The sequence below is a fragment of the Pseudomonas sp. NPDC087358 genome, from assembly GCF_044900785.1.
In the GTDB taxonomy this organism is placed as follows: Bacteria; Pseudomonadota; Gammaproteobacteria; order Pseudomonadales; family Pseudomonadaceae; genus Aquipseudomonas.
Genome location: NZ_JBJDOA010000005.1, coordinates 96280 through 115684 on the forward strand (window position 1 = coordinate 96280; position 19405 = coordinate 115684).

Consider the following 19405-nt stretch of genomic DNA (forward strand, 5'->3'; position numbering starts at 1 on the left):
AATGACATCATGTGGTATTTCGCCTGGATACTTGGCGTGTTGCTGGCTTGCAGCTTCGGCATCATCAACGCGCTGTGGCTGGAGGCTTGCGACGCCAATGCCCTGGACAACGGCCGTGAACGCTGAAGTGCTGGCCGCACCGTTCAGGCATGCCATCGGCCGGGCCGGGTCCCTGCTGATGAGCGTGCCGCTGAGCCTGGTGCTGCTGATTCATCCGGCTTCCATGCTCGACGCCAATGGCCATTATTCCCACGGTCTGCTGATGCTGATCATGTGGGGCGTGGCCGCAGGCTATGTGCACGGCGTGGGCTTCGAGCCACGCGCGCTGGCATGGCGGCTGGTGTTTCACCCGTTATTGGCGTGGGCGCTGATGGCCCTGGGGTATGCGGCGTGGCTCATGGCGCGACAAGGGGGGTAACGGGTCTGCGGGCAGGACAGCAACGCAAACAGATTCTGTAAAGGCGCTCTGCCTGACAGGGCCGGGGTGTCTGGTTTTACTGCCGGTGCCCGGCCGCTCGCGCTACTATCGCATCCATTCGAAAGGTCGCCGTCGAGCCAAGCCCGTCCATGGACAGATTTCAGGAAATGCAGGTCTTCATTGCCGTCTGCGAGGAACGCAGCTTTGCTATGGCCGCCCGGCGTCTGAACATGTCCGCGCCCAGCGTTACGCGGGCGGTGGCGGCGCTGGAAAAGCGCATCGGTACGCTGTTGCTGTCACGCACCACGCGCAGCGTGCACCTGAGCGAAGCCGGCCAGCGTTATCTCACCGATTGCAGGCGCATTCTCACTGAACTCGAAGAAGCCGAGGACTCCGCCGGTGGCAGTATCGCGGCGCCCGTCGGCCAGCTGACCATCACCGCTTCGCAGCTGTTCGGTGAGCTGTTCGTCATGCCGCTGGTGGTGGGTTATCTGCAGCAATACCCGGGCGTGAGCGTCAACGCATTGTTGCTGGACCGGGTGATGCACATGGTCGAGGAGGGCATCGATGTCGCGGTGCGCATCGGCCATCTGCTGGACAGCAGCCAGCATGGGGTCAAAGTCGGCGAGGTGCGGCGCGTGCTCTGCGCATCGCCCGCTTATCTGGACGCTCATGGACGACCCCAGCGTCCCGCCGACGTGCTGCAGCATCAACTGGCAGTCTCGGCGGCCAGCGTGCTGGTGCGCCGCTGGGAGTTCGTAGAGGCGGGTAAGCCGGTGGAAATCGACCTGCAATCGCGCTTGACGGTTTCGGCCAACCAGGCGGCGATCAGCGCGGCAACCCTGGGCTGGGGGCTGACCCGGGTGCTGTCCTATCAGGTCGCCAGCCGGGTGGCCAGCGGGGAGCTTGAGATCGTGCTCGAGGATTTCGAGCTGCCGCCCTTGCCGGTGTATGTCTGTTATCAGGCTGAACGGAAAATGTCCGGCAAGGTGCGCACCTTTGTCGATTATTGCGTCGAGCGCCTGAGCCAGGATCCGGCGATAAAGGCCGCCGGACGGGGTGCAGGCTGATGGACCGCCATCAGCAGATGACGGTTTTCGAGGCGGTCGCCACCGAGCAGGGGCTGGCGGCGGCGTCACGGCGTCTGGGACTGTCGCAGGCCACGGTGAGCCGGTCGCTGGCGGCGCTGGAGAAACGCCTTGGCACGCCATTGCTGATACGCAGCACCCGTGGTGTCGCCCTCACCGAGGTCGGCCGCCAGTTTGCCAGCGAGTGCACGCGGCTGTTGCACCTGGCCCGTGAGGCAGATGCCTCGGCCAACGGCCTGCATGTCGAGCCGCGCGGATCGTTGACCGTGGTCAGCCCTCGAATATTCGGCGATCAGTTGCTGATGCCGCTTTTGCTCGACTACCTGAACACCTGGCCTGCGGTTGAAGTCTTTGTCACTTATCAGGACCCGTTCCCCAATCTGCATGAAGAGGGCGTGGACGTTGCGATCCTGATCGGCAGGTTGCCCGATGCCTGCATGGTGGCGCGTCATGTGGGGATGGTGCGCCAGACGATCTGCGCCAGCCCTGCCTATCTGCAACGCTATGCCGCGCCACAGACGCCGCAGGAGCTGGCCGCGCATGCGCTGGTGTTCTGCGCCGCCGACAGCCGCAATCTGGAGTGGCGGTTCGAGCACCAAGGCGCGCCGCTCACGGTAGGGATCAAGCCGGTGTTGCGTTGCACCACGCGCTCGGCCGCCATCGATGCTGCCATCCTGGGCGCCGGACTGATCCGCTGCCTGAGCTATCAGGTTCATGAGCCGATTGCAGACGGGCGCCTGCAGCGGGTACTGGGGACGTTCGAGCCGCCTGCCGTGCCGGTGCATCTGGTCTATCGCGAAGGGCGACGGGCATCGGCCCGGGTGCGCAGCTTTGTCGACTTCGCGGTGCCCAGGCTGCGCCTGCATCCGGTCCTGAACCCGGTCTGACACGCCCTCAGGCGCTGTCCGTGCGGGCCATCATTTCATCGGCTGAAACAGTGGATTGTCTTTTCTGGTGATTCTGCTGCCCGGCATCGTGCCCCACTATTGGCTCCTCAGCGCGGCAAGCCTGTTGATGACAACACCGCTGCCGGGCTGGCACCCATCCCAACCAGTCTCAGGAGCCAAGCCTCATGAAAACCCTCAAGCTCTACCATGTCCCGTTGTCCGGTCACTCTCATCGCGCGCAACTGATGCTCTCGCTTCTGGGGCTCGAACCTGAGATCCATCTGATCGATCTGGCCAATGGCGGTCAGAAAAGCGCGGAATTTCTCGCGCTCAACGCATTTGGGCAAGTGCCGGTGCTGGATGACAACGGCACGATCATCGCCGATTCAACGGCTATTCTGGTTTACCTGGCCAAGACCTACGATGCCTCGGGCAAATGGCTGCCCACCGATGCCCTGACCGCAGCCCAGGTGCAACGCTGGCTGTCGGTGGCTTCCGGGCAAATCAACAACGGCCCGGCCCGTGCCCGTCTGATCACCGTATTCGGTGCAGCCTTCGACCCGGCAGACACCATCGACCGCGCTCACGCGGTGCTGCAAGTGATCGAGAGCCACCTTCAGGGCCGTGAATTCCTCGCCGCTGACCACGCAACCATCGCCGACGTCAGCGCCTACAGCTACATCGCCCATGCGCCGGAGGGCAACGTGTCGCTCGAGCACTACCCGAACGTGCGAGCCTGGCTTGCGCGGATCGAGTCGCTCAAAGGTTTTGTGCCGATGCCTCGCTCGCTGGCGGGCCTTGTGGGCTGACGCTGGCAAAGCCGAACAACGCGTCATCAGCGGTAGCACCTTCACCTCCACGGAGTCCGCGCCATGAACGACATTGTTTCCGATAAACACACGCCCTGGCATGAGGGCGAGCGGCAGTTGCAGGTTCGCGTCGGCGTCGCCGAGCGTATGGCCGTCATGGGCAAGAAAGTCATCCGTGACTACATGCCCGACCAGCATCGCGAATTCTACGAGCACCTGCCTTACCTGTTCATCGGTGCGGTGGACGAACAGGGCTGGCCGTGGGCGAGTCTGCTGGACGCCAACGCCGGTTTCATTGTTTCACCCAATGCCCGGACCCTGGAGATTGCCCGCCTGCCCGATGCCGGAGATCCAGCCGGCGGACAATTCACCCCGGGGGCTGCGGTGGGCATGTTGGGCATCGATCTTCACAGCCGTCGGCGCAACCGCATCAATGGCCATATCGTGCAGGTGGACGATAAGGGGTTCTCCGTGGTCGTGGAGCATTCATTCGGCAACTGCCCGCAGTACATTCAGCTACGCCAGCTCAAACAGGTGGCCTTGTCGACGGAGCAGCGTGCCCCCGTCGAGCGGATGAACGCGCTGGACGATGCGGCCGTGGCAACGATTCAGGCGGCCGACACGTTTTTTGTCGCCAGCTACGTCGACCGTGAGGGTGAGCAACCTCAGCGCTCGGTGGACGTTTCCCATCGTGGCGGGCAGGCCGGCTTCGTCAGGGTCGAGGGCGACGTGCTGACCATTCCCGACTTTGCCGGCAACCTGCACTTCAACACCTTGGGCAATTTTGTGCTCAACCCGAAAGCCGGCCTGCTGTTCATCGACTTTGCCAGCGGCGACCTGCTGCAGCTGGCCGGAGAGGTCAGGTTGATCCTCGATGGGCCGCAAATCGCGGCGTTTCAGGGAGCCGAGCGGCTTTGGCAGGTCAAGGTCGCGGCCGTGGTGCGGCGCCCCGCGGCCCTGCGTTCGCGCTGGGAGCTGCAAGGGTTTTCCCCCAACAGCCTGATGACCGGCAGCTGGCAGCAGGCCGCTGCGCGTCTGCAGGCCGATGCCCTGCGTGACCAGTGGCGGCCTTTGCGGGTAGTGCGCATCGCCGATGAAAGCGCAGCCATTCGCTCGTTCTACTTCGAGCCAGCCGATGGTGCCGGCCTGCCAGCGTTCAAGGCAGGCCAGCATTTGCCCTTGCGCCTGTCGCTGGAGGGCCATGGGAAACCGGTGATCCGCACCTACAGTCTGTCCAGCGCGCCGTCCGACGACTTTTTTCGCATCAGCGTCAAACGTGACGGGCTGATATCGGCGCACTTGCACGACGCGCTCAAGGTCGGCGATCTGATCGATGCCCGGGCGCCGCAAGGCAGCTTCGTGGTCGATCCCCAGGAGCGCCGACCGCTGGTGCTGCTGGGCGCCGGAATTGGCGTCACGCCCATGCTGTCGATGCTGCGTGAGGTGATCTATGAAGGCAAACGCACCCGGCACATGCGCCCGACCTGGTTCATCCAGAGTGCACGTCGTCTGGTCGATCTGGCTTTTCGCGAAGAATTGGACACACTGATCGCCAGAGCCGGAGATTCACTGACGGCCGTTCGCCTGCTGAGCCAGCCCGAGAGCCTGGCCCGCCCGGGCGAAGACTTTCACCTGGCAGGTCGCATTGACCTGAATCTGCTCAAGGCGCTGTTGCCGTTCAACGACTTCGATTTTTACGTCTGCGGGCCGGCAAGCTTCACCCAAGGTCTGTATGACGAGTTAAGGGCGATGCATGTGCGCGACGCGCGCATCCATGCCGAGACCTTTGGCCCCTCGACCCTCAAGCGCACCGGTGAGCAACCGACGGCCGCGCTGCAACAGCCGCCTGCCGCCACCACCTCGGTGGCGGTGCTGTTCGAAAAATCCGCCAAGGAGGCGCGCTGGCAACCCGATGCCGGGACCTTGCTGGAGCTGGCCGAAAGTCGTGGCCTGGAACCTGAATACAGCTGCCGTGGCGGTTCCTGCGGCACCTGCAAGACGCGGCTGATCAGTGGCCAGGTGCATTACCCGGTCCCACCGGCCGAAATGCCGGCGGCGGACCACGTGCTGATCTGTTGCGCAGTCCCGGCCTCAGGGCCGTTGGTGCTCGATCTGTAAACATTCATGCGTGTGCAGGACGTGTTCGACAGGAGTGACCGAGATGAGTGAGTGGCCAGCGTTCGAGAAAGAAGACGATCCCCATCTGACCCATGCCACCGAACAGGAGGTGTCATGGTTGCTCCCGCAATCGCTGGCCTCGCTGGCCGGAGAACTGGCCGCCAGCCACGAGCACCACGACAACCCCGCGACCCTGCGGCTGATGTCCTGGGTGCGCTCGGTTTCCAGTTTCGCTCGTCATCGGTAAGTGCCCGACCTGCAGATGAGGCCCAAGGGGGGTAGTTCGCCCGGCCTTGCCGACGCGGCGCGCAAATCGATGGCCACGGGGTGGTTGAAATGGCAGGCGGTCTGGCCGGATGATGGGCGCCGGTCAGCATCCATCAATAAGGTCCATCGACATGAAAGTCAGCGCCCGTAACGTATTCAAAGGCACCGTCAAACAGATTCAGGAAGGCTCGGTAAACGCCGAAGTGACGCTCACCCTGCCCGGTGGCGAAGAGTTGGTGGCGGTGGTGACGCTGCAAAGCGTCAAGAGCCTGGATCTTGCGCCTGGCAAGGAGGCGGTCGCGCTGATCAAGGCACCGTGGGTCATGATCATGACCGATTCCAGCGGGTTTCGGCTCTCGGCCCGCAATTGCCTGCAAGGCCAGGTGACCCGCGTCAGCGATGGCGCGGTCAATGCCGAAGTCATCATCACCTTGACTGGCGGCACCGAGGTCTACGCTATCGTCACCCGCGAGGCGGTCACTGAGCTGGGCCTTGCCCCAGGCGTCAGCGCCACCGCAGTGATCAAGGCCTCGCACATCATCCTGGGCGTACCCGCCTGAGTCGATCGACCACCCTTGTGACCCGCCAGCCGCAGACTGTGGCTGGCGTCCTCGGTGGTCATGTTGTCAACCTGCCAGACAAGGACGTTAACCGTGATAAGCCGTAGAACCCTGATCGGTGCCTCGCTGCTTGCAGCGCCGACGCTGTGGAGCCTGACGTCGCAGGCCCGCGAACCATCCGGCGCCGGACCCACCCCGTCGATCGAACAACGCCTGGCCGAACTGGAACGTCGCCACGGCGGACGCTTGGGCGTGGCCATTCTCGATACCGGCAGTCAGCGTCTGATCAGCCATCGCGGCGACGAGCGTTTCGCCCTGTGCAGCACCTTCAAATGCCTGGCGGCCGCCTACGTCCTGGCGCGGGTGGATGATAAGCAGGAGGCGCTTTCCAGGCTGATCGTTTATGGCAAGGAGCAACTGGTGCCGTACTCGCCGACCACCGAAAAGCATGTGGATGGGAAAGGTCTGAGCGTGGGCTCGATCTGCGAGGCGGCAGTGACGTTGAGCGACAACACCGCCGCCAATCTGCTGCTCGACAGCTTTGCCGGGCCACCGGCACTGACCGCGTGGCTGCGCGCCAGCGGCGATCAGGTGACCCGTCTCGATCGACGCGAGCCGGAACTGAACGAAAACCGCTCCGGCGACCCACGCGACACCACAAGCCCGATCGCCATGCTGCACAGCCTGCGCAGACTGGTTCTAGGTGACGTGCTGTCGGGCGCGTCCCGGGATCAGCTGCGTGCCTGGCTGGTCAGTAACAAGACCGGCGATCAGAAGCTGCGCGCCGGAGTGCCTGAAGGCTGGCGCGTGGGCGACAAGACCGGCTCCGGTGCCAACAACGCCAGCCATGACGTCGCGGTCATCTGGCCGCCCGACCGCGCGCCCCTGATCGTCACGGTCTACTACACCGACGCCAAAGCCAGCAGCGATCAGATCAATGCCGTGATAGCGCAGATCGGACGGCTGGCGGCGATGGTTTGAAGCCGGCTGCGATCAATGCGCAAGCGGCCTCCGTTCTAGGGAATCAAGCGCTGCGTGCGCAGTTCATCGAACACATCGAAAAACGCCTGGTCGCTGGCCTGAAACGCCGTAAAGCCCAGGGCGCGGCTCTTGGACATGTCGGTCACCACTTCAATCGGCCGGCCCAGATCAGCATCGGTGTGCCACGGCGAGATCAGCCGGGCAATGTCGGCTTCCTTCAAGCCGTGCTCACGCGCAAGCTCGCTCCAGGCGCCCTGGTCACCGGCCATCTGTTGTTCCAGCGGCGCCGGTTTTTCCGGGTAGGCGGCAGGATGCAGGCCGAAATACTCGGCGATCCGCCCCCACATCCATTTCCAGCGAAACACATCACCGTTCGTCACGTTGAATGCCTGATTGGCCGCCGCCGGAGTGGTCGCGGCCCATAGCTGCTGTCTGGCCAGCTGACGCGCATCGGTCATGTCGGTGAGGCTGTCCCATTGCACGCGTGAGCCCGGGAAGACGAACGGCCGGCCGGTGGCTTTGCAGATCGAGGCGTACACCGCCAGGGTCGTGGCCATGTTCATGGCGTTACCCACCGCAACCCCGGTGACGGTGTGCGGGCGGTGCACGCTCCAGGTGAAGCCGTCCCGCTTGGCCGCGGCGAACACTTCGTCCTCCTGGGCGTAGTAGAAATTTTCGATGTCCAGACGCCCCTGTTCCTCGCGGAATGGCGTTTGCGGCAGGGAGCCCTTGCCATAGGCTTCGAACGGGCCAAGGTAGTGCTTCAGACCGGTGACCAGGGCTACGTGCTTGACGCTTTTGCCAGGGCTCAGGGCGTCCAGCACGTTACGCACCATGGCGGCGTTGACCCTGATGTTCTCGGCCTCGGTTGCCTGGCGCGACCAGGTGGTGATGAACACATGAGTCGGTTTGAGGCCTTCGAGCGCCTGCTTCACCGACGCCGGGTCCTGAAGGTCTGCGGCCACCGGAATGACTCCGTTCGCTGCTGCCGGATGGCGGGAGAGGGCAGCGACCTGCCAGGCGTTCTCGAGCAACAGCTCGGTGATTGCGCTGCCGACGATGCCGCTGGCACCGACGACCAAGGCGGTCTGGGTCATGAGGTTCTCCTGAGTGGGGTAAGTGATCGGCCATTGCGGCCCTGAACAGTCAGAGCGCCATGCACGTGCCGAGGTTCAGCCGGATATGCACCGGCTCAGCCCACCAGCAGCGCAGTCGCGTACATGCCGATGGCAAATACCACATGCCCGACAACGTTCTGCAGCCGCGCCACGGCCGGGTTGGGCGCCTGGTTGCAGGCGATCCCGACGCCCATGCCCGGCTGCAGGATGAACCAGCCAGCACCGACCGTGACCAGACCGACCACCAGTGCCGCGAAGAAGGTCGGCGAGTGTGCCCACTGCACGCCCCAGATCAGCAGCAGGATTGCGGCGAAGACGATGCCGACCAGGTAATGCATGGTCCAGCCGATCTTCAGTTCATTGGCGATTGGCGGCGAATTGCCGATGCCGGCGTGATGAACGAAGCGGCCGTTGCGCATGCCGGCGAACCAGCGCCCGACCAGATGCCATGGCGGCGTTGGCAGGCCGAGGACAGCCTTGAGCAGTTGCGCCCAGAGATCCAGCAACGCCGTACCGCCGATGCCGATGAGCACTGCGTAGAAGATAAATTCGAACATGTCTTTCCTTGGGTCTTGTCGGTTATCGGTACGATCGAAGTGGCCGCACACGTTAGCAGTTTTGTCGCCGGGCGATGCTGACTCAGGCTTGCGCTGGACGAATTTCATCTTCACCCGCGTCGCAGTAGCCGAACTGGCACAGATCAAAAGCCCGAGCGGTGCAGGCGAACCGCCGATTTGTGAGCCACGCTCGACGCAGCGAACTCCCTTGGCGAGGCCATCGATGACTGAACACCCGATTACCGACCGCCAGCGGCGCATGACGCTGATCACCTGCGTGCTGGCGTCCAGCCTGGCGTTCATCGACAGCTCGGTGATCAACGTCGGGCTGCCCGCCATCGGCCGCGCCATGCAAGGCGATCATCAGGCGCTGCAATGGCTGATCGGCGGCTACCTGTTACCGCTCAGTGCCCTGCTGTTGCTGGGCGGTACCTTGGGGGACCGTTACGGTCGGCGGCTGATCCTGATCATCGGCACGCTGCTGTTCGCGTTGGCCTCCGTGGCCTGCGGTGCAGCGTTGAATCTGTCCACGCTGCTGATTGCGCGTTTCCTGCAGGGCGTCGGCGCGGCGTTACTGGTGCCCAACAGTCTGGCGATCCTCGCCGATACCTTTCAGGGTGAGGCACGCGGCAGGGCGATGGGGATCTGGGCGGCAGCCGGCGCGGCGACGGGGGCTGGCGGGCCGATTCTCGGTGGCTGGCTGATCGATACCGTCAGTTGGCGGATGATTTTCCTGATCAATGTGCCGCTGGCCTGCGTGGCTATCTGTCTGGCGTGGCGATACGTGCGCCAGACCGCTGTCGCTTGCGGGGCGCCAAGACAACCGCTGGACAGCGTTGGCGCCCTGTTGGCCACCCTGGCGTTGGCGGCGATTACCTGGGGGCTGATCCTGGCCACCGGGCCCGAAGGCCTGACACCCGCCGGCGGCGCGGGGCTGGGCGTCGGCGTCGTGCTGCTGCTGGCATTCGTTTACTGGGAGCGGCGCAAGGGCGAGGCGGCGATGATGCCGCTGATGATGTTCGGCTCCGCGACGTTCAGCAGCCTGACCGCGTTCACCTTGCTGCTGTATGGCGCGCTGGGCTGCCTGATGGTGCTCCTGCCCTATGTGTTGATCGTTGCCGGCGGCTATTCAAGCACCCGGGCGGGCGCTGCCTTGCTGCCGCTGCCGTTGATCATCGCGGTCGGCTCGCCCTGGATGGGCGCGCTGGCGGGTCGCTACGGGGTGCGTCGATTTCTGCTGCTGGGACCCTGCATCGTTGCGCTGGGCTTCGTAGCAATGATGCGCATCGGCAATCAGGCCGTTTACTGGCTGGATGTTTTTCCGGCGCTGGTGGGCGTTGCCCTGGGGCTGGCGCTGGCCGTCTCGCCCTTGACCACGGCTGTCCTGTCGGCAGTGGACCGGCGTTACACCGGTGCCGCTTCCGGACTCAACAACGCCATCGCCCGTACCGGAGGTCTGATGGCCACGGCCATGCTTGGCCAGGTACTGGCCTATCAAGGGCCGTCGCTGATCACGGCGTTTCATTGGGCGGCGGGGATCGCGGCGCTGGCGAGTGTCGGGGCTGGTGCGTGCGCCGTGTTCATCGACAAGCACTGCGGCGCCGGCACAACGTGAGGGCGGCGGGTTACTTCACGTACTCGATACTGTTTACCCACCACTGCATGTCGCCAGTGGGCGTCGGTACCACGAACTCGTCGCCGACTTCCTTCTTCAGCAGCGCCCGGGCCATGGGTGAGTCGATAGAGATGTAGTCCATGCGGCCATAGATTTCGTCGTAACCCACGACGCGAAAACGCTTGGTTTCTCCCTGTTCGTTCTCGATCTCGACCCAGGCTCCGAAGAACACCCGGCCTTCCTGTTCCGGTGAGTAATCGACCACCCGCATGTCTTCCAGGCGCTTGCGCAGATAGCGCACGCGGCGGTCGATCTCGCGCAGCAGCTTTTTGTTGTACTGGTAATCGGCGTTCTCGCTGCGATCCCCCAGCGACGCCGCCCAGGCGACCTTCTGGGTGATTTCCGGGCGATACACACGCCACAGGTGATCAAGCTCTTGCTTGAGGGCGTCATGGCCTTCGCGGGTACTGATGTTGGTGCTCAAAGGGTTTCTCGATGGTCGATGGACGGTGGTCCATGGGCGATGCCGACATCTTTGCTGTCGGCATCGCCCCGGTCAACCCTTGTCTGTCACCCTTCGCGCAGCACGGTCAGCGGGCTTGCATTGAGCGCCCGGCGCGTGCCGAACACCCCCGCGCCACCGACCAGCAGTGCGCCGATCAGCGGCAGTAGCAGCAGCCATGGGTGTGGATGCCATTCAAGATTGAAGGCATAGCGGTACAGGGCAAAACTCACCAGTTCGCAGCCCAGTGCGGCCAACACGCCACTGACAGCGCCGAGCAGGCCGAACTCGATACGCCTGGCCTTGATCAGCAACGCACGATTGGCACCCAGGGCCCTGAGCAACGCACCCTGACGGATGCGCTCGTCCAGCGTTGCCTGCAAGCCGGAGAACAGCACCGCCAGACCCGCCGCCAACACGAACAGCAGCACGTACTGCACCGCGAGGGTGACCTGGTCGAGGATGCTGCGCAGTTGCTCGAGCAGCGCTTGCACTTGCAGGATGGTCACCGCCGGGAACGCCCGGGACAGCTCGACGATCTGCTGATCATTGCCCGGTGCCAGATAAAAACTGGTCAGGTAGGTCGTCGGCACATCCTTGAGCGTGCCGGGCTGGAAAATCATGAAGAAGTTGGGCTGGAAGGTGTCCCAGTTGATATCGCGCAGGCTGGTGACCTTGACCTCATGGTTGGCACCGCCGATCACGAAGCTCAGGGTGTCGCCCAGCTTCATGTCCAGGCTCTTGGCCAGCTTGGTTTCCACCGACACCCCGGGAATGCTGCCATCCTCCGGGGCCTGAGCATTCCACCACTGGCCCTCCGTGATGCTGTTGCCCTCCGGCAGGTTGGCCGACCAGGTCAGGTTGAGATCGCGCTGGGTGGCGTTCTCGCCGCGAGAATCCTTGGTCACGAACTTGCTCACCGGCTCGCCGTTGATGCTCATCAGGCGCCCTGGAATCATCGGGTAGAGCGGGGCGCTGTGGGTCGACAGTTGACTGATGCGTTCGGCGAAGTGGTCGCGCTCGGTGGGCAGGATGTTCAGCGCAAAGTAGTTGGGCGCATCTTTGGGCAGCTGGTTTTGCCAGGTGTCGAGCAACTCGCCGCGCAGCAAGGCGATCAGCCCCATGGACAGTAGAATCAGCCCGAAAGCCAGGGATTGCCCGGCGGCGGCCATTGGGTGGCGCAGCAGCTGGCCCAGACCCAGACGCCAGGGCAGGGAGGCACCGGCGAGCAGACGACGCAGGCTTTGCAGGGCCAGCAGCAAGACGCCGCCCAGCACCAAGGCCGCGATCATGCCGCCGCCAAGCAAGGCGAAGGTCAGCACCAGATCCAGGCTCAGCCGCCACATGATCAAGCCCAGCGCCAGCAACGCCGCGCCATAGACCAGCCAGGTGCTGGCGGGAATCGGCAGCATGTCGCGGCGCAGTACCCGCAAAGGCGGAACCCGACCCAGCGCCGCCAGCGGCGGCAGGGCAAAGCCGGCCAGTGCTACCAGGCCAGTGCCTATCCCGGCCAGCGCCGGCAACCAGCCGCCTGGCGGCACGGCGGCGGGCAGCAGGTTCTCCAGCAGGTGGAACAACCCCAGCTGCGCAAACCAGCCCAACAGGGCGCCGGTGGCACTGGCGGCAATGCCGAGCATCGCCAGTTGCAGGCTGAACAACACCAATGCTTCGTTACGTGAAAGCCCCAGGCAGCGCAGCAACGCACTGGCGTCGAACCGTCGAACCGCGAAACGCGCTGCTGACAGTGCCACCGCCACACCGGCCAGCAACACCGCCACCAGGCTGGCCATGTTCAGATAACGTTCGGCCTTGCCCAGTGCGCCACCGATCTGTTGGTTGCCGTCCCGTGCATCGTCGATCTTCTGATTGGCCGCAAGACCTGGCTCCACTGCCTTGCGATAAGCGGCCAGGTCTTGCGGCGTGCCGCGCCACAGATCGCGGAAGCTGACCCGGCTGCCCGGTTGCACGACCTTGGTGGCCTCAAGGTCGGCCATGTTGATCATGACCCGCGGCGTCAGGCTGTAGAAATTGCCGGCGCGGTCAGGCTCGTACGTCAGCACCCGGCTGAGTCTGAGGGTCTTGGAGCCGACGTCGATACTGTCCCCGACCTTCAGGTTCAGGGCCACCAGCACCCGTGCTTCGGCCCAGGCTTCCCCCGGCCGCGGTTCGCCACCGCTGACTTCAGGTTGATAGGGTGCGTCGGCGCTTTTCAGCTCTCCGCGCAGGGGATAGGCGGCGTCCACCGCCTTGACGCTGGCCAGCTGGATGCCACTGTCGGTGGCGACCACGCTGGAAAAAATCACGATTTGCGAGTGGTCGAGCCTGTGCGCGGTGCCGGCTTCTATCTGCTCTGGCCGGGCCGGGGTCGATCCACTGAGGATCAGGTCGGCGCCGAGAAACTCGGTGGCGCGCAGCAGCATGGCGCTGTTCAGGCGTGAGCCGAAATAGCCGATGGCGGTGCTGGCGGCGACCGCGACCACCAGGGCGAAAAACAGCACACGCAGCTCGCCGGCGCGGGCATCGCGCAGCAACTGGCGGGCGGCGAGACTGAGCAGACGGGCAAACGGCAGACGTGCCATCAAGGCTCCATAGGGGTGACCAGACGGCCACCTTCAAGGCGGATCAGACGCCGGCAGCGATGAGCCAGGCGCTCATCGTGAGTGACCAGCACCAGCGTGGTGTTGCGCTCCTGGTTCAGCTCGAACAACAGGTCACTGATACGCTCGCCGGTGTGACTGTCGAGGTTGCCGGTGGGTTCGTCGGCGAACAGCACCGCCGGGTCGGCCGCGAAGGCGCGGGCGATCGCTACCCGTTGCTGTTCACCGCCGGACAGCTGGCGCGGGGTGTGGGTCAGGCGCTGGCCCAGGCCGACCCGCTCGAGCAAATGGCGAGCCTGAGCGCGGGCGTCCTTGCGACCTTCCAGTTCCATGGGCAGCATGACGTTTTCCAGCGCGTTGAGGCTGTCGAGCAATTGGAACGACTGAAACACGAAGCCCACATGTTCGGCCCGAACCCTGGCGCGCTGATCTTCGTCCAGCTCGCTGAGGTTACGACCCGAGAGCGTCACCGAACCGGCGCTGGGCAAGTCCAGGCCGGCCAGCAGGCCGAGCAGCGTGGATTTGCCGGAACCGGAGGCGCCGACGATGGCCAGGCTGTCGCCCTTGTTTAGTTCCAGAGACAGTTCGTGCAGGATGGTCAGGTCACCTTCCGTGCTGGGGACCACTTTGCTGAGGTTCCGAGCACTGAGAATACTTTCGCTCATGGAGAATCCGATGCGTGCGTGGTTTTTAAGTGCTGGCCTGGGTTTGCTGCTGACGTCTCAAGGAGCCATGGCGGGCACGGTGCTGATCGTTGGCGATAGTATCAGCGCAGCTTTCGGCCTGGATACCCGCCTGGGATGGGTCAGCCTGCTGGAACAGCGTCTGGCGCAACAGGGTTACAAGGACACGGTCATCAATGCCTCGATCAGCGGCGACACCAGCGCAGGTGGCCAGGCGCGCCTAGGGCCGTTGCTTGCAGAGCACAAACCAGACCTGGTGATCCTTGAACTGGGCGGCAACGACGGCCTGCGCGGACAGCCGCCTGCGCAATTGCAACAAAATCTTGCGTCGATGATCGACAGCGCTCGCGCCGCCGGGGCCAAGGTGCTGTTGCTCGGCATGCAGATCCCGCCCAATTACGGCGCGCGTTATACCGATGCGTTCAAGGCGGTGTACAGCAATCTGGCGGCCGAGAAGGATGTCGCGTTGGTGCCGTTCATGCTGGAAGGGGTCGGCGGCGTTCCCGAATACACCCAGGCGGACGGCCTGCACCCGGCGGCCAATGCGCAGGGGCGGTTGCTGGACAATGTCTGGCCGCAGTTGAAGGCGCTTCTTTAGAAATATCTGGCGAATTTGTTGGTTCTGCCTGACGGCGCAAGCGTTTCGCCTTCGGCGAGTGACTTGAAAAGCCCCAAGTCACCAAGGGCCTTTGCGCCTGGTTGGGCTCCTCCTTCGTCGGAGTACCCTCACTCCGGCGACACTCCGTGGGCCCGCGCCGCCTGCGTTCAGCCTGCGCCCAAGTCGCGTTCTGTGGTGTCTGGACTGTCGCGTTAGAAAAGCAAATGCGGGCGTGCACACGGCCTTTAAGGCATGCATAGATATCTGATCGTGCCCACGCTCCGCGTGGGTATGCCCGGGGGTGGGACGCTCTGCGTCCATTGACGCGGAGCGTCGATTACTGCGTTACCACGCGGAGCGTGGGAACGATCAAAGTTGCGACTTCGTGGCATGCCGAGATGGGGTGAACGCCACAAATTGCGACTTTGGAACCCCGACGTAGGAGGGGCCGCACAGGGAGCCAGGGCCCTTGGTGACTTGGGGTCTTTTCAAGTCACTCGCCGAAGGCGAAACAGTTTGGCCGTCAGGACAAATTCTAGGCGAGCCAGCCGACATATCGGATACGCACCGAAAACCCAGCGCCCCGACGCGGAGCGTCGATTGCTGCGTTACCACGCGGAGCGTGGGAACGATCGTTAGATATCTGATCGTGCCCACGCTCCGCGAGGGAACCCCGACGTAGGAGGGGCCGCACAGGGAGCCAGGACCCTTGGTTACTTGGGGTCTTTTCAAGTCACTCGCCGAAGGCGAAACAGTTTGGCCGTTAGGACAAATCCTAGGCGAGCCGCCGACATATCGGATACGCACCGAAAACCCAGCGCCCCGACGCGGAGCGTCGATTACTGCGTTACCACGCGGAGCGTGGGAGCGATCAAAATTGCGACTTCGTGGCATGCCTGCGCGAGGGAACCCCGACGCAGGAGGGGCCGCACAGGGAGCCAGGACCCTTGGTTACTTGGGGTCTTTTCAAGTAACTCGCCGAAGGCGAAACAGTTTGGCCGTCAGGACAAATCCTGGGCGAGCCGCCGACATATCGGATACGCACCGAAAACCCAGCGCCCCGACGCGGAGCGTCGATTACTGCGTTCCCACGCGGAGCGTGGGAACGATCAAAGTTGCGATTTCGTGACATGCCGAGATGGGGTGAACGCCACAAAGTGCGACTTTGGAAGGCCGAGCGCAGGTATTGCGTAGGGGGCAGCGCGACATGGATATCGCGCTAGCCGCCCCCCGCCATGGATGGCGGATGGCGGCGTGCCCCCGGAGCAATGCCGGCGCGAGGGAACCCCGACGCAGGAGGGGCCGCACAGGGAGCCAGGACCCTTGGTTACTTGGGGTCTTTTCAAGTCACTCGCCGAAGGCGAAACAGTTTGGCCGTTAGGACAAATCCTGGGCGAGCCGCCGACGTATCGGATACGCACCGAAAACCCAGCGCCCCGACGCGGAGCGTCGATTGCTGCGTTACCACGCGGAGCGTGGGAACGATCAAAATTGCGACTTCGTGGCATGCCGAGATGGGGTGAACGCCACAAAGTGCGACTTTGGAAGGCCGAGCGCAGGTAGTGCGTAGGGGGCAGGGCGACATGGATGTCGCGCTAGCCGCCCCCCGCCATGGATGGCGGATGGCGGCGTGCCCCCGGAGCAATGCCTGCGCGAGGGAACCCGACGCAGTCGGGCCGCACAGGGAGCCAGGACCCTTGGTTACTTGGGGTCTTTTCAAGTCACTCGCCGAAGGCGAAACAGTTTGGCCGTCAGGACAAATCCTGGGCGAGCCGCCGACATATCGGATACGCACCGAAAACCCAGCACCCCGACGCGGAGCGTCGATTGCTGCGTTACCACGCGGAGCGTGGGAACGATCAAAATCGCGACTTCGTGGCATGCCGAGATGGGGTGAACGCCACAAATTGCGACTTTGGAAGGCCGAGCGCAGGTATTGCGTAGGGGGCAGCGCGACATGGATGTCGCGCTAGCCGCCCCCCGCCATGGATGGCGGATGGCGGCGTGCCCTCGGAGCAATGCCTGCGCGAGGGAACCCCGACGCAGGAGGGGCCGCACAGGGAGCCAGGGCCCTTGTTTACTTGGGGTCTTTTCAAGTCACTCGCCGAAGGCAAGACCGTTTGACCGTTAGGCCGAACCCCATCCAGCGCCCGCACAACTAAGAGATACCGCCACATTCCCACCGCCCCCGCCCCCAGCAACACCAAATACCGGTATTTCGTCGCCCTCAGGCCTTTTCCGCTCCGAGGCTTTCGGCTAATGTGGCGCCCCCGCTCTGGAGCCCCCCATGCCGCGCCGTCCCGCCTGGTCCCTTTTTGCCTATCAACTGATCGAGCCCGATGAGCAGCTTGACCTGTTCGCCTGCCAGGAAGCGCGGGTGCATCTGGTCGCCCGGCAACTGGAACTGGCCGGATCCGCCGACCGTACGCTGTGCGGTACGCTGCTGCCCGCGCAACCGCGCTGGTCCGAGGTCGAGCAGACGATTTATCAGGACGAACGGCTGTGTCCGCTGTGCCGGGCGATCATCGACGCCCAACGCCGCGGCTGGCACCCGATCTGGCCGGAGCTGGACGCCGGACGGTAAGCGGCGGCGGCCACTCCCGAAGGTGACTGGGTGCGTGTACAATCGTGCCCATTCAAGCCCCCCGTTATCCAAGGATTCCCCGGATGTTGTCGCGCATTCCAGCTTTCGCCCGCTGTCTGTCGCTTGCTGCACTGTGTGCGGCTGGCCCTGTCTCTGCACTGGAGTTTCCGTTGCCGCCACCGGGCGAGGACATCATCGGACAGGTGCAGACCGTCACTGCCCGATACGAGGACACCTTCGCCGACCTCGGTACCCAGTACGATCTGGGCTACCTGGAAATGATCGCTGCCAACCCCGGCGTCGACGCCTGGCTGCCAGGGGCGGGCACCCAGGTCATCCTGCCGACCCGTTTCATCTTGCCGCCGGGCCCGCGTGAAGGCATCGTCATCAACCTGGCCGAGTACCGTCTGTACTACTACCCCAAGGGCAAGAACGTGGTGTACACCTTCCCGCTGGGCATCGGCCGTGAGGGCTGGGGCTCGCCGGTGTCCACCACCAAGGTCACCGCCAAGACGCCAAACCCCACCTGGACGCCGCCTGCGTCGGTCAAGGCCGAGCACGCCGCCGACGGCGACATCCTGCCCAACGTCGTGCCGGCCGGCCCGGACAACCCGTTGGGCCCGTTCAAGTTCGGTCTGGGTTTGCCCGGTTACCTGATCCACGGCTCGAACAAAAAGTTCGGCATCGGCATGCGCACCAGCCACGGCTGCTTCCGCATGTATAACAATAACGTGCTGGAAATGGCTGACATGGTGCCGGTGGGCACCACCGTGCGCATCATCAGCGAGCCGTACAAATTCGGCGTCAGCGGCGGCAAGGTTTACCTGGAAGCGCACACGCCGCTGGATGAAAGCGGCAATCCTTCGGTGGTCGACAAGCACACGGCCGTTATCAACGCGCTGCTCAAGCGTGAAGACCTGGCCAACAATCTGCGGATCAACTGGGATGAAGTGCGCGATGTGGTCGCTGCTGAAGACGGCATGCCGGTAGAGATCGCGGTGCCTGGCGTGGCCGCACCGGTGGTCAACAATGCGCCGGTCACCTTGCAGTAACTGACTGCGTCGGCGGGGCTGATGCCCGTCCACCGGACCCTGGAAACAGGGCAGGGTGGACGGGTTTTTTATTGCCTGCAGAATGCGTCAGCGGCTAGCCGGCGACGCAGAACGGGCAACAAAAAAGCCGATCCGAAACCGGATCGGCTTATCAATAATCCCGAGGGATTATTACTTGCGGCTTGCCTTGTCCAACATGCGCAGGGCGCGCTCGTTGGCTTCGTCAGCAGTCTGTTGAGCTTTCTGAGCAGCAGCCAGAGCTTCATCAGCCTTGCGATAGGCTTCATCGGCACGTGCTTGCGAACGAGCGGCTGCGTCTTCAGTTGCAGTCAGACGAGCTTCGGTTTCTTTGGAGGCGCTGCTGCAACCGGTAGCCAGAACTGCGGCCAGGGCCAGAGCAGAGAATTTCAGAACGTTGTTCATCGTGTTCCCCTTAAAGGACTTCTATCAATTTAGTCAACTCTCGAAAATGAGAAAATGACCGGCGTACATACTACCCATTACTTGTAGTAAGTAAACGGACTAAGCGCAAGAACCCGATAAAATTCTTTGCTTTGAACGTCTTCCGTGCAACTTCTCACGCTTTGTGTAGAAAAAAAACCTGGCGCTGTCAGGCGAATCCGTCTGTCAGTAAGTCAGGTGCTGACGGTCAGACCGGCATGCGCCCGATATCGTCAAGTGGGTCGGAAGTTGCCTTCCTCTCCCACGGCCAGGATACGTCGAAGCGCGTCGCGGCCCTTTTTTGTATAGACGATGATCGGCGATGATGCCTGCTCTGTGCTGCCTTTAGTGACTTTGGCTAACAGTCGGCGTCTTAATTGACATTCGCCGGTGACGTCAGGTTCCACTGCATTAACCGCCGGATGTGCGGCAATGCATTTTCCTGTGGATTCACTTGAGCATATTCGACAATGGCGCCTACTATTTGCCAAGTGCTCATGGGTTTGAGAACAGCAAGGCTCTTCTCGGTG

At 63.4% G+C, this 19405-nt stretch carries 19 protein-coding genes; 13 read left to right on the plus strand and 6 right to left on the minus strand.

Features of this window, described 5'->3' with window-relative positions; genetic code table 11:
• Nucleotides 1-9 precede the first annotated feature (9 nt).
• The 9 genes from cydX to bla all read left to right on the plus strand — a co-directional run bounded on the left by cydX (nt 10) and on the right by bla (nt 7128).
• Entirely contained in the window at nt 10-126 is a 117-nt protein-coding gene (gene cydX / locus ACI2KS_RS13315; protein ID WP_404620886.1) for a cytochrome bd-I oxidase subunit CydX, read from the plus strand.
• Nucleotides 116-418 (plus strand): cyd operon YbgE family protein, encoded by a 303-nt coding sequence (locus ACI2KS_RS13320; protein ID WP_404620888.1) that lies wholly within the window; start codon nt 116-118, stop codon nt 416-418. Before cydX ends, ACI2KS_RS13320 begins: the two co-directional genes overlap by 11 nt.
• 149 nt (nt 419-567) lie before the next feature.
• Complete coding sequence (locus tag ACI2KS_RS13325) at nt 568-1488, plus strand: LysR family transcriptional regulator (RefSeq protein WP_404620890.1); 921 nt, start codon at nt 568-570, stop codon at nt 1486-1488.
• A complete protein-coding gene (locus tag ACI2KS_RS13330) occupies nt 1488-2393 on the plus strand; it encodes a LysR family transcriptional regulator (RefSeq protein ID WP_404620892.1) in 906 nt (301 codons plus the stop codon). Before ACI2KS_RS13325 ends, ACI2KS_RS13330 begins: the two co-directional genes overlap by 1 nt.
• A gap of 185 nt (nt 2394-2578) precedes the next feature.
• Complete coding sequence (locus ACI2KS_RS13335) at nt 2579-3202, plus strand: glutathione S-transferase family protein (RefSeq protein WP_404620894.1); 624 nt, start codon at nt 2579-2581, stop codon at nt 3200-3202.
• Between the two features lie 63 nt (nt 3203-3265).
• Nucleotides 3266-5320: a pyridoxamine 5'-phosphate oxidase family protein gene (locus ACI2KS_RS13340; RefSeq protein WP_404620896.1), complete on the plus strand. Its 2055-nt coding sequence runs from the start codon at nt 3266-3268 to the stop codon at nt 5318-5320.
• A gap of 43 nt (nt 5321-5363) precedes the next feature.
• Entirely contained in the window at nt 5364-5567 is a 204-nt protein-coding gene (locus ACI2KS_RS13345) for a hypothetical protein (protein ID WP_404620898.1), read from the plus strand.
• Between the two features lie 151 nt (nt 5568-5718).
• The gene (locus tag ACI2KS_RS13350; protein ID WP_404620900.1) at nt 5719-6147 is read left to right on the plus strand and encodes a molybdopterin-binding protein; all 429 of its coding nucleotides are present in this window, start codon (nt 5719-5721) and stop codon (nt 6145-6147) included.
• 93 nt (nt 6148-6240) lie between these two features.
• Nucleotides 6241-7128, plus strand: a complete 888-nt coding sequence (bla, locus tag ACI2KS_RS13355) for a class A beta-lactamase (RefSeq protein WP_404620902.1) — start codon at nt 6241-6243, stop codon at nt 7126-7128.
• Between the two features lie 35 nt (nt 7129-7163).
• On the opposite strand, the gene ACI2KS_RS13360 is transcribed toward bla, so the two are convergent.
• Nucleotides 7164-8225, minus strand: a complete 1062-nt coding sequence (locus ACI2KS_RS13360; RefSeq protein ID WP_404620904.1) for an SDR family oxidoreductase — start codon at nt 8223-8225, stop codon at nt 7164-7166.
• 95 nt (nt 8226-8320) lie between these two features.
• Nucleotides 8321-8803, minus strand: a complete 483-nt coding sequence (locus ACI2KS_RS13365) for a DUF2938 domain-containing protein (protein ID WP_404620906.1) — start codon at nt 8801-8803, stop codon at nt 8321-8323.
• 223 nt (nt 8804-9026) lie between these two features.
• Here ACI2KS_RS13365 and ACI2KS_RS13370 point away from each other — a divergent pair, with 223 nt between their 5' ends.
• Nucleotides 9027-10418 (plus strand): MFS transporter, encoded by a 1392-nt coding sequence (locus ACI2KS_RS13370; protein WP_404620908.1) that lies wholly within the window; start codon nt 9027-9029, stop codon nt 10416-10418.
• A 10-nt stretch (nt 10419-10428) separates the two neighbouring features.
• Here the strand turns inward: ACI2KS_RS13370 and greB are convergent, their stop codons facing one another.
• The 3 genes from greB to ACI2KS_RS13385 all read right to left on the minus strand — a co-directional run bounded on the left by greB (nt 10429) and on the right by ACI2KS_RS13385 (nt 14182).
• Nucleotides 10429-10902 (minus strand): transcription elongation factor GreB, encoded by a 474-nt coding sequence (greB, locus tag ACI2KS_RS13375; protein ID WP_404620910.1) that lies wholly within the window; start codon nt 10900-10902, stop codon nt 10429-10431.
• A gap of 86 nt (nt 10903-10988) precedes the next feature.
• Nucleotides 10989-13499 (minus strand): ABC transporter permease, encoded by a 2511-nt coding sequence (locus ACI2KS_RS13380; protein WP_404620912.1) that lies wholly within the window; start codon nt 13497-13499, stop codon nt 10989-10991.
• The gene (locus ACI2KS_RS13385) at nt 13499-14182 is read right to left on the minus strand and encodes an ABC transporter ATP-binding protein (RefSeq protein WP_404620913.1); all 684 of its coding nucleotides are present in this window, start codon (nt 14180-14182) and stop codon (nt 13499-13501) included. The genes ACI2KS_RS13380 and ACI2KS_RS13385 overlap by 1 nt, the downstream gene beginning before the upstream one ends.
• A 10-nt stretch (nt 14183-14192) precedes the next feature.
• Between ACI2KS_RS13385 and ACI2KS_RS13390 the strand changes: the two genes are divergently transcribed.
• From ACI2KS_RS13390 to ACI2KS_RS13400, 3 genes are all read left to right on the plus strand, one after another.
• A complete protein-coding gene (locus ACI2KS_RS13390) occupies nt 14193-14798 on the plus strand; it encodes an arylesterase (RefSeq protein ID WP_404620915.1) in 606 nt (201 codons plus the stop codon).
• Nucleotides 14799-17085: 2287 nt separating this feature from the next.
• Nucleotides 17086-17382, plus strand: coding sequence for a hypothetical protein (locus ACI2KS_RS13395; RefSeq protein WP_404620917.1), 297 nt, complete (start codon nt 17086-17088; stop codon nt 17380-17382).
• An 83-nt stretch (nt 17383-17465) separates the two neighbouring features.
• Nucleotides 17466-18434 carry a L,D-transpeptidase family protein gene (locus ACI2KS_RS13400; RefSeq protein WP_404620919.1) on the plus strand — a complete coding sequence of 323 codons (969 nt, stop codon included), beginning with the start codon at nt 17466-17468 and terminating at the stop codon, nt 18432-18434.
• 171 nt (nt 18435-18605) lie between these two features.
• Here ACI2KS_RS13400 and oprI read toward each other — a convergent pair whose 3' ends face one another.
• On the minus strand, nt 18606-18857 hold the full coding sequence (gene oprI / locus ACI2KS_RS13405) for an outer membrane lipoprotei OprI (RefSeq protein WP_003199355.1): 252 nt from the start codon (nt 18855-18857) through the stop codon (nt 18606-18608).
• Nucleotides 18858-19405 lie beyond the last annotated feature (548 nt).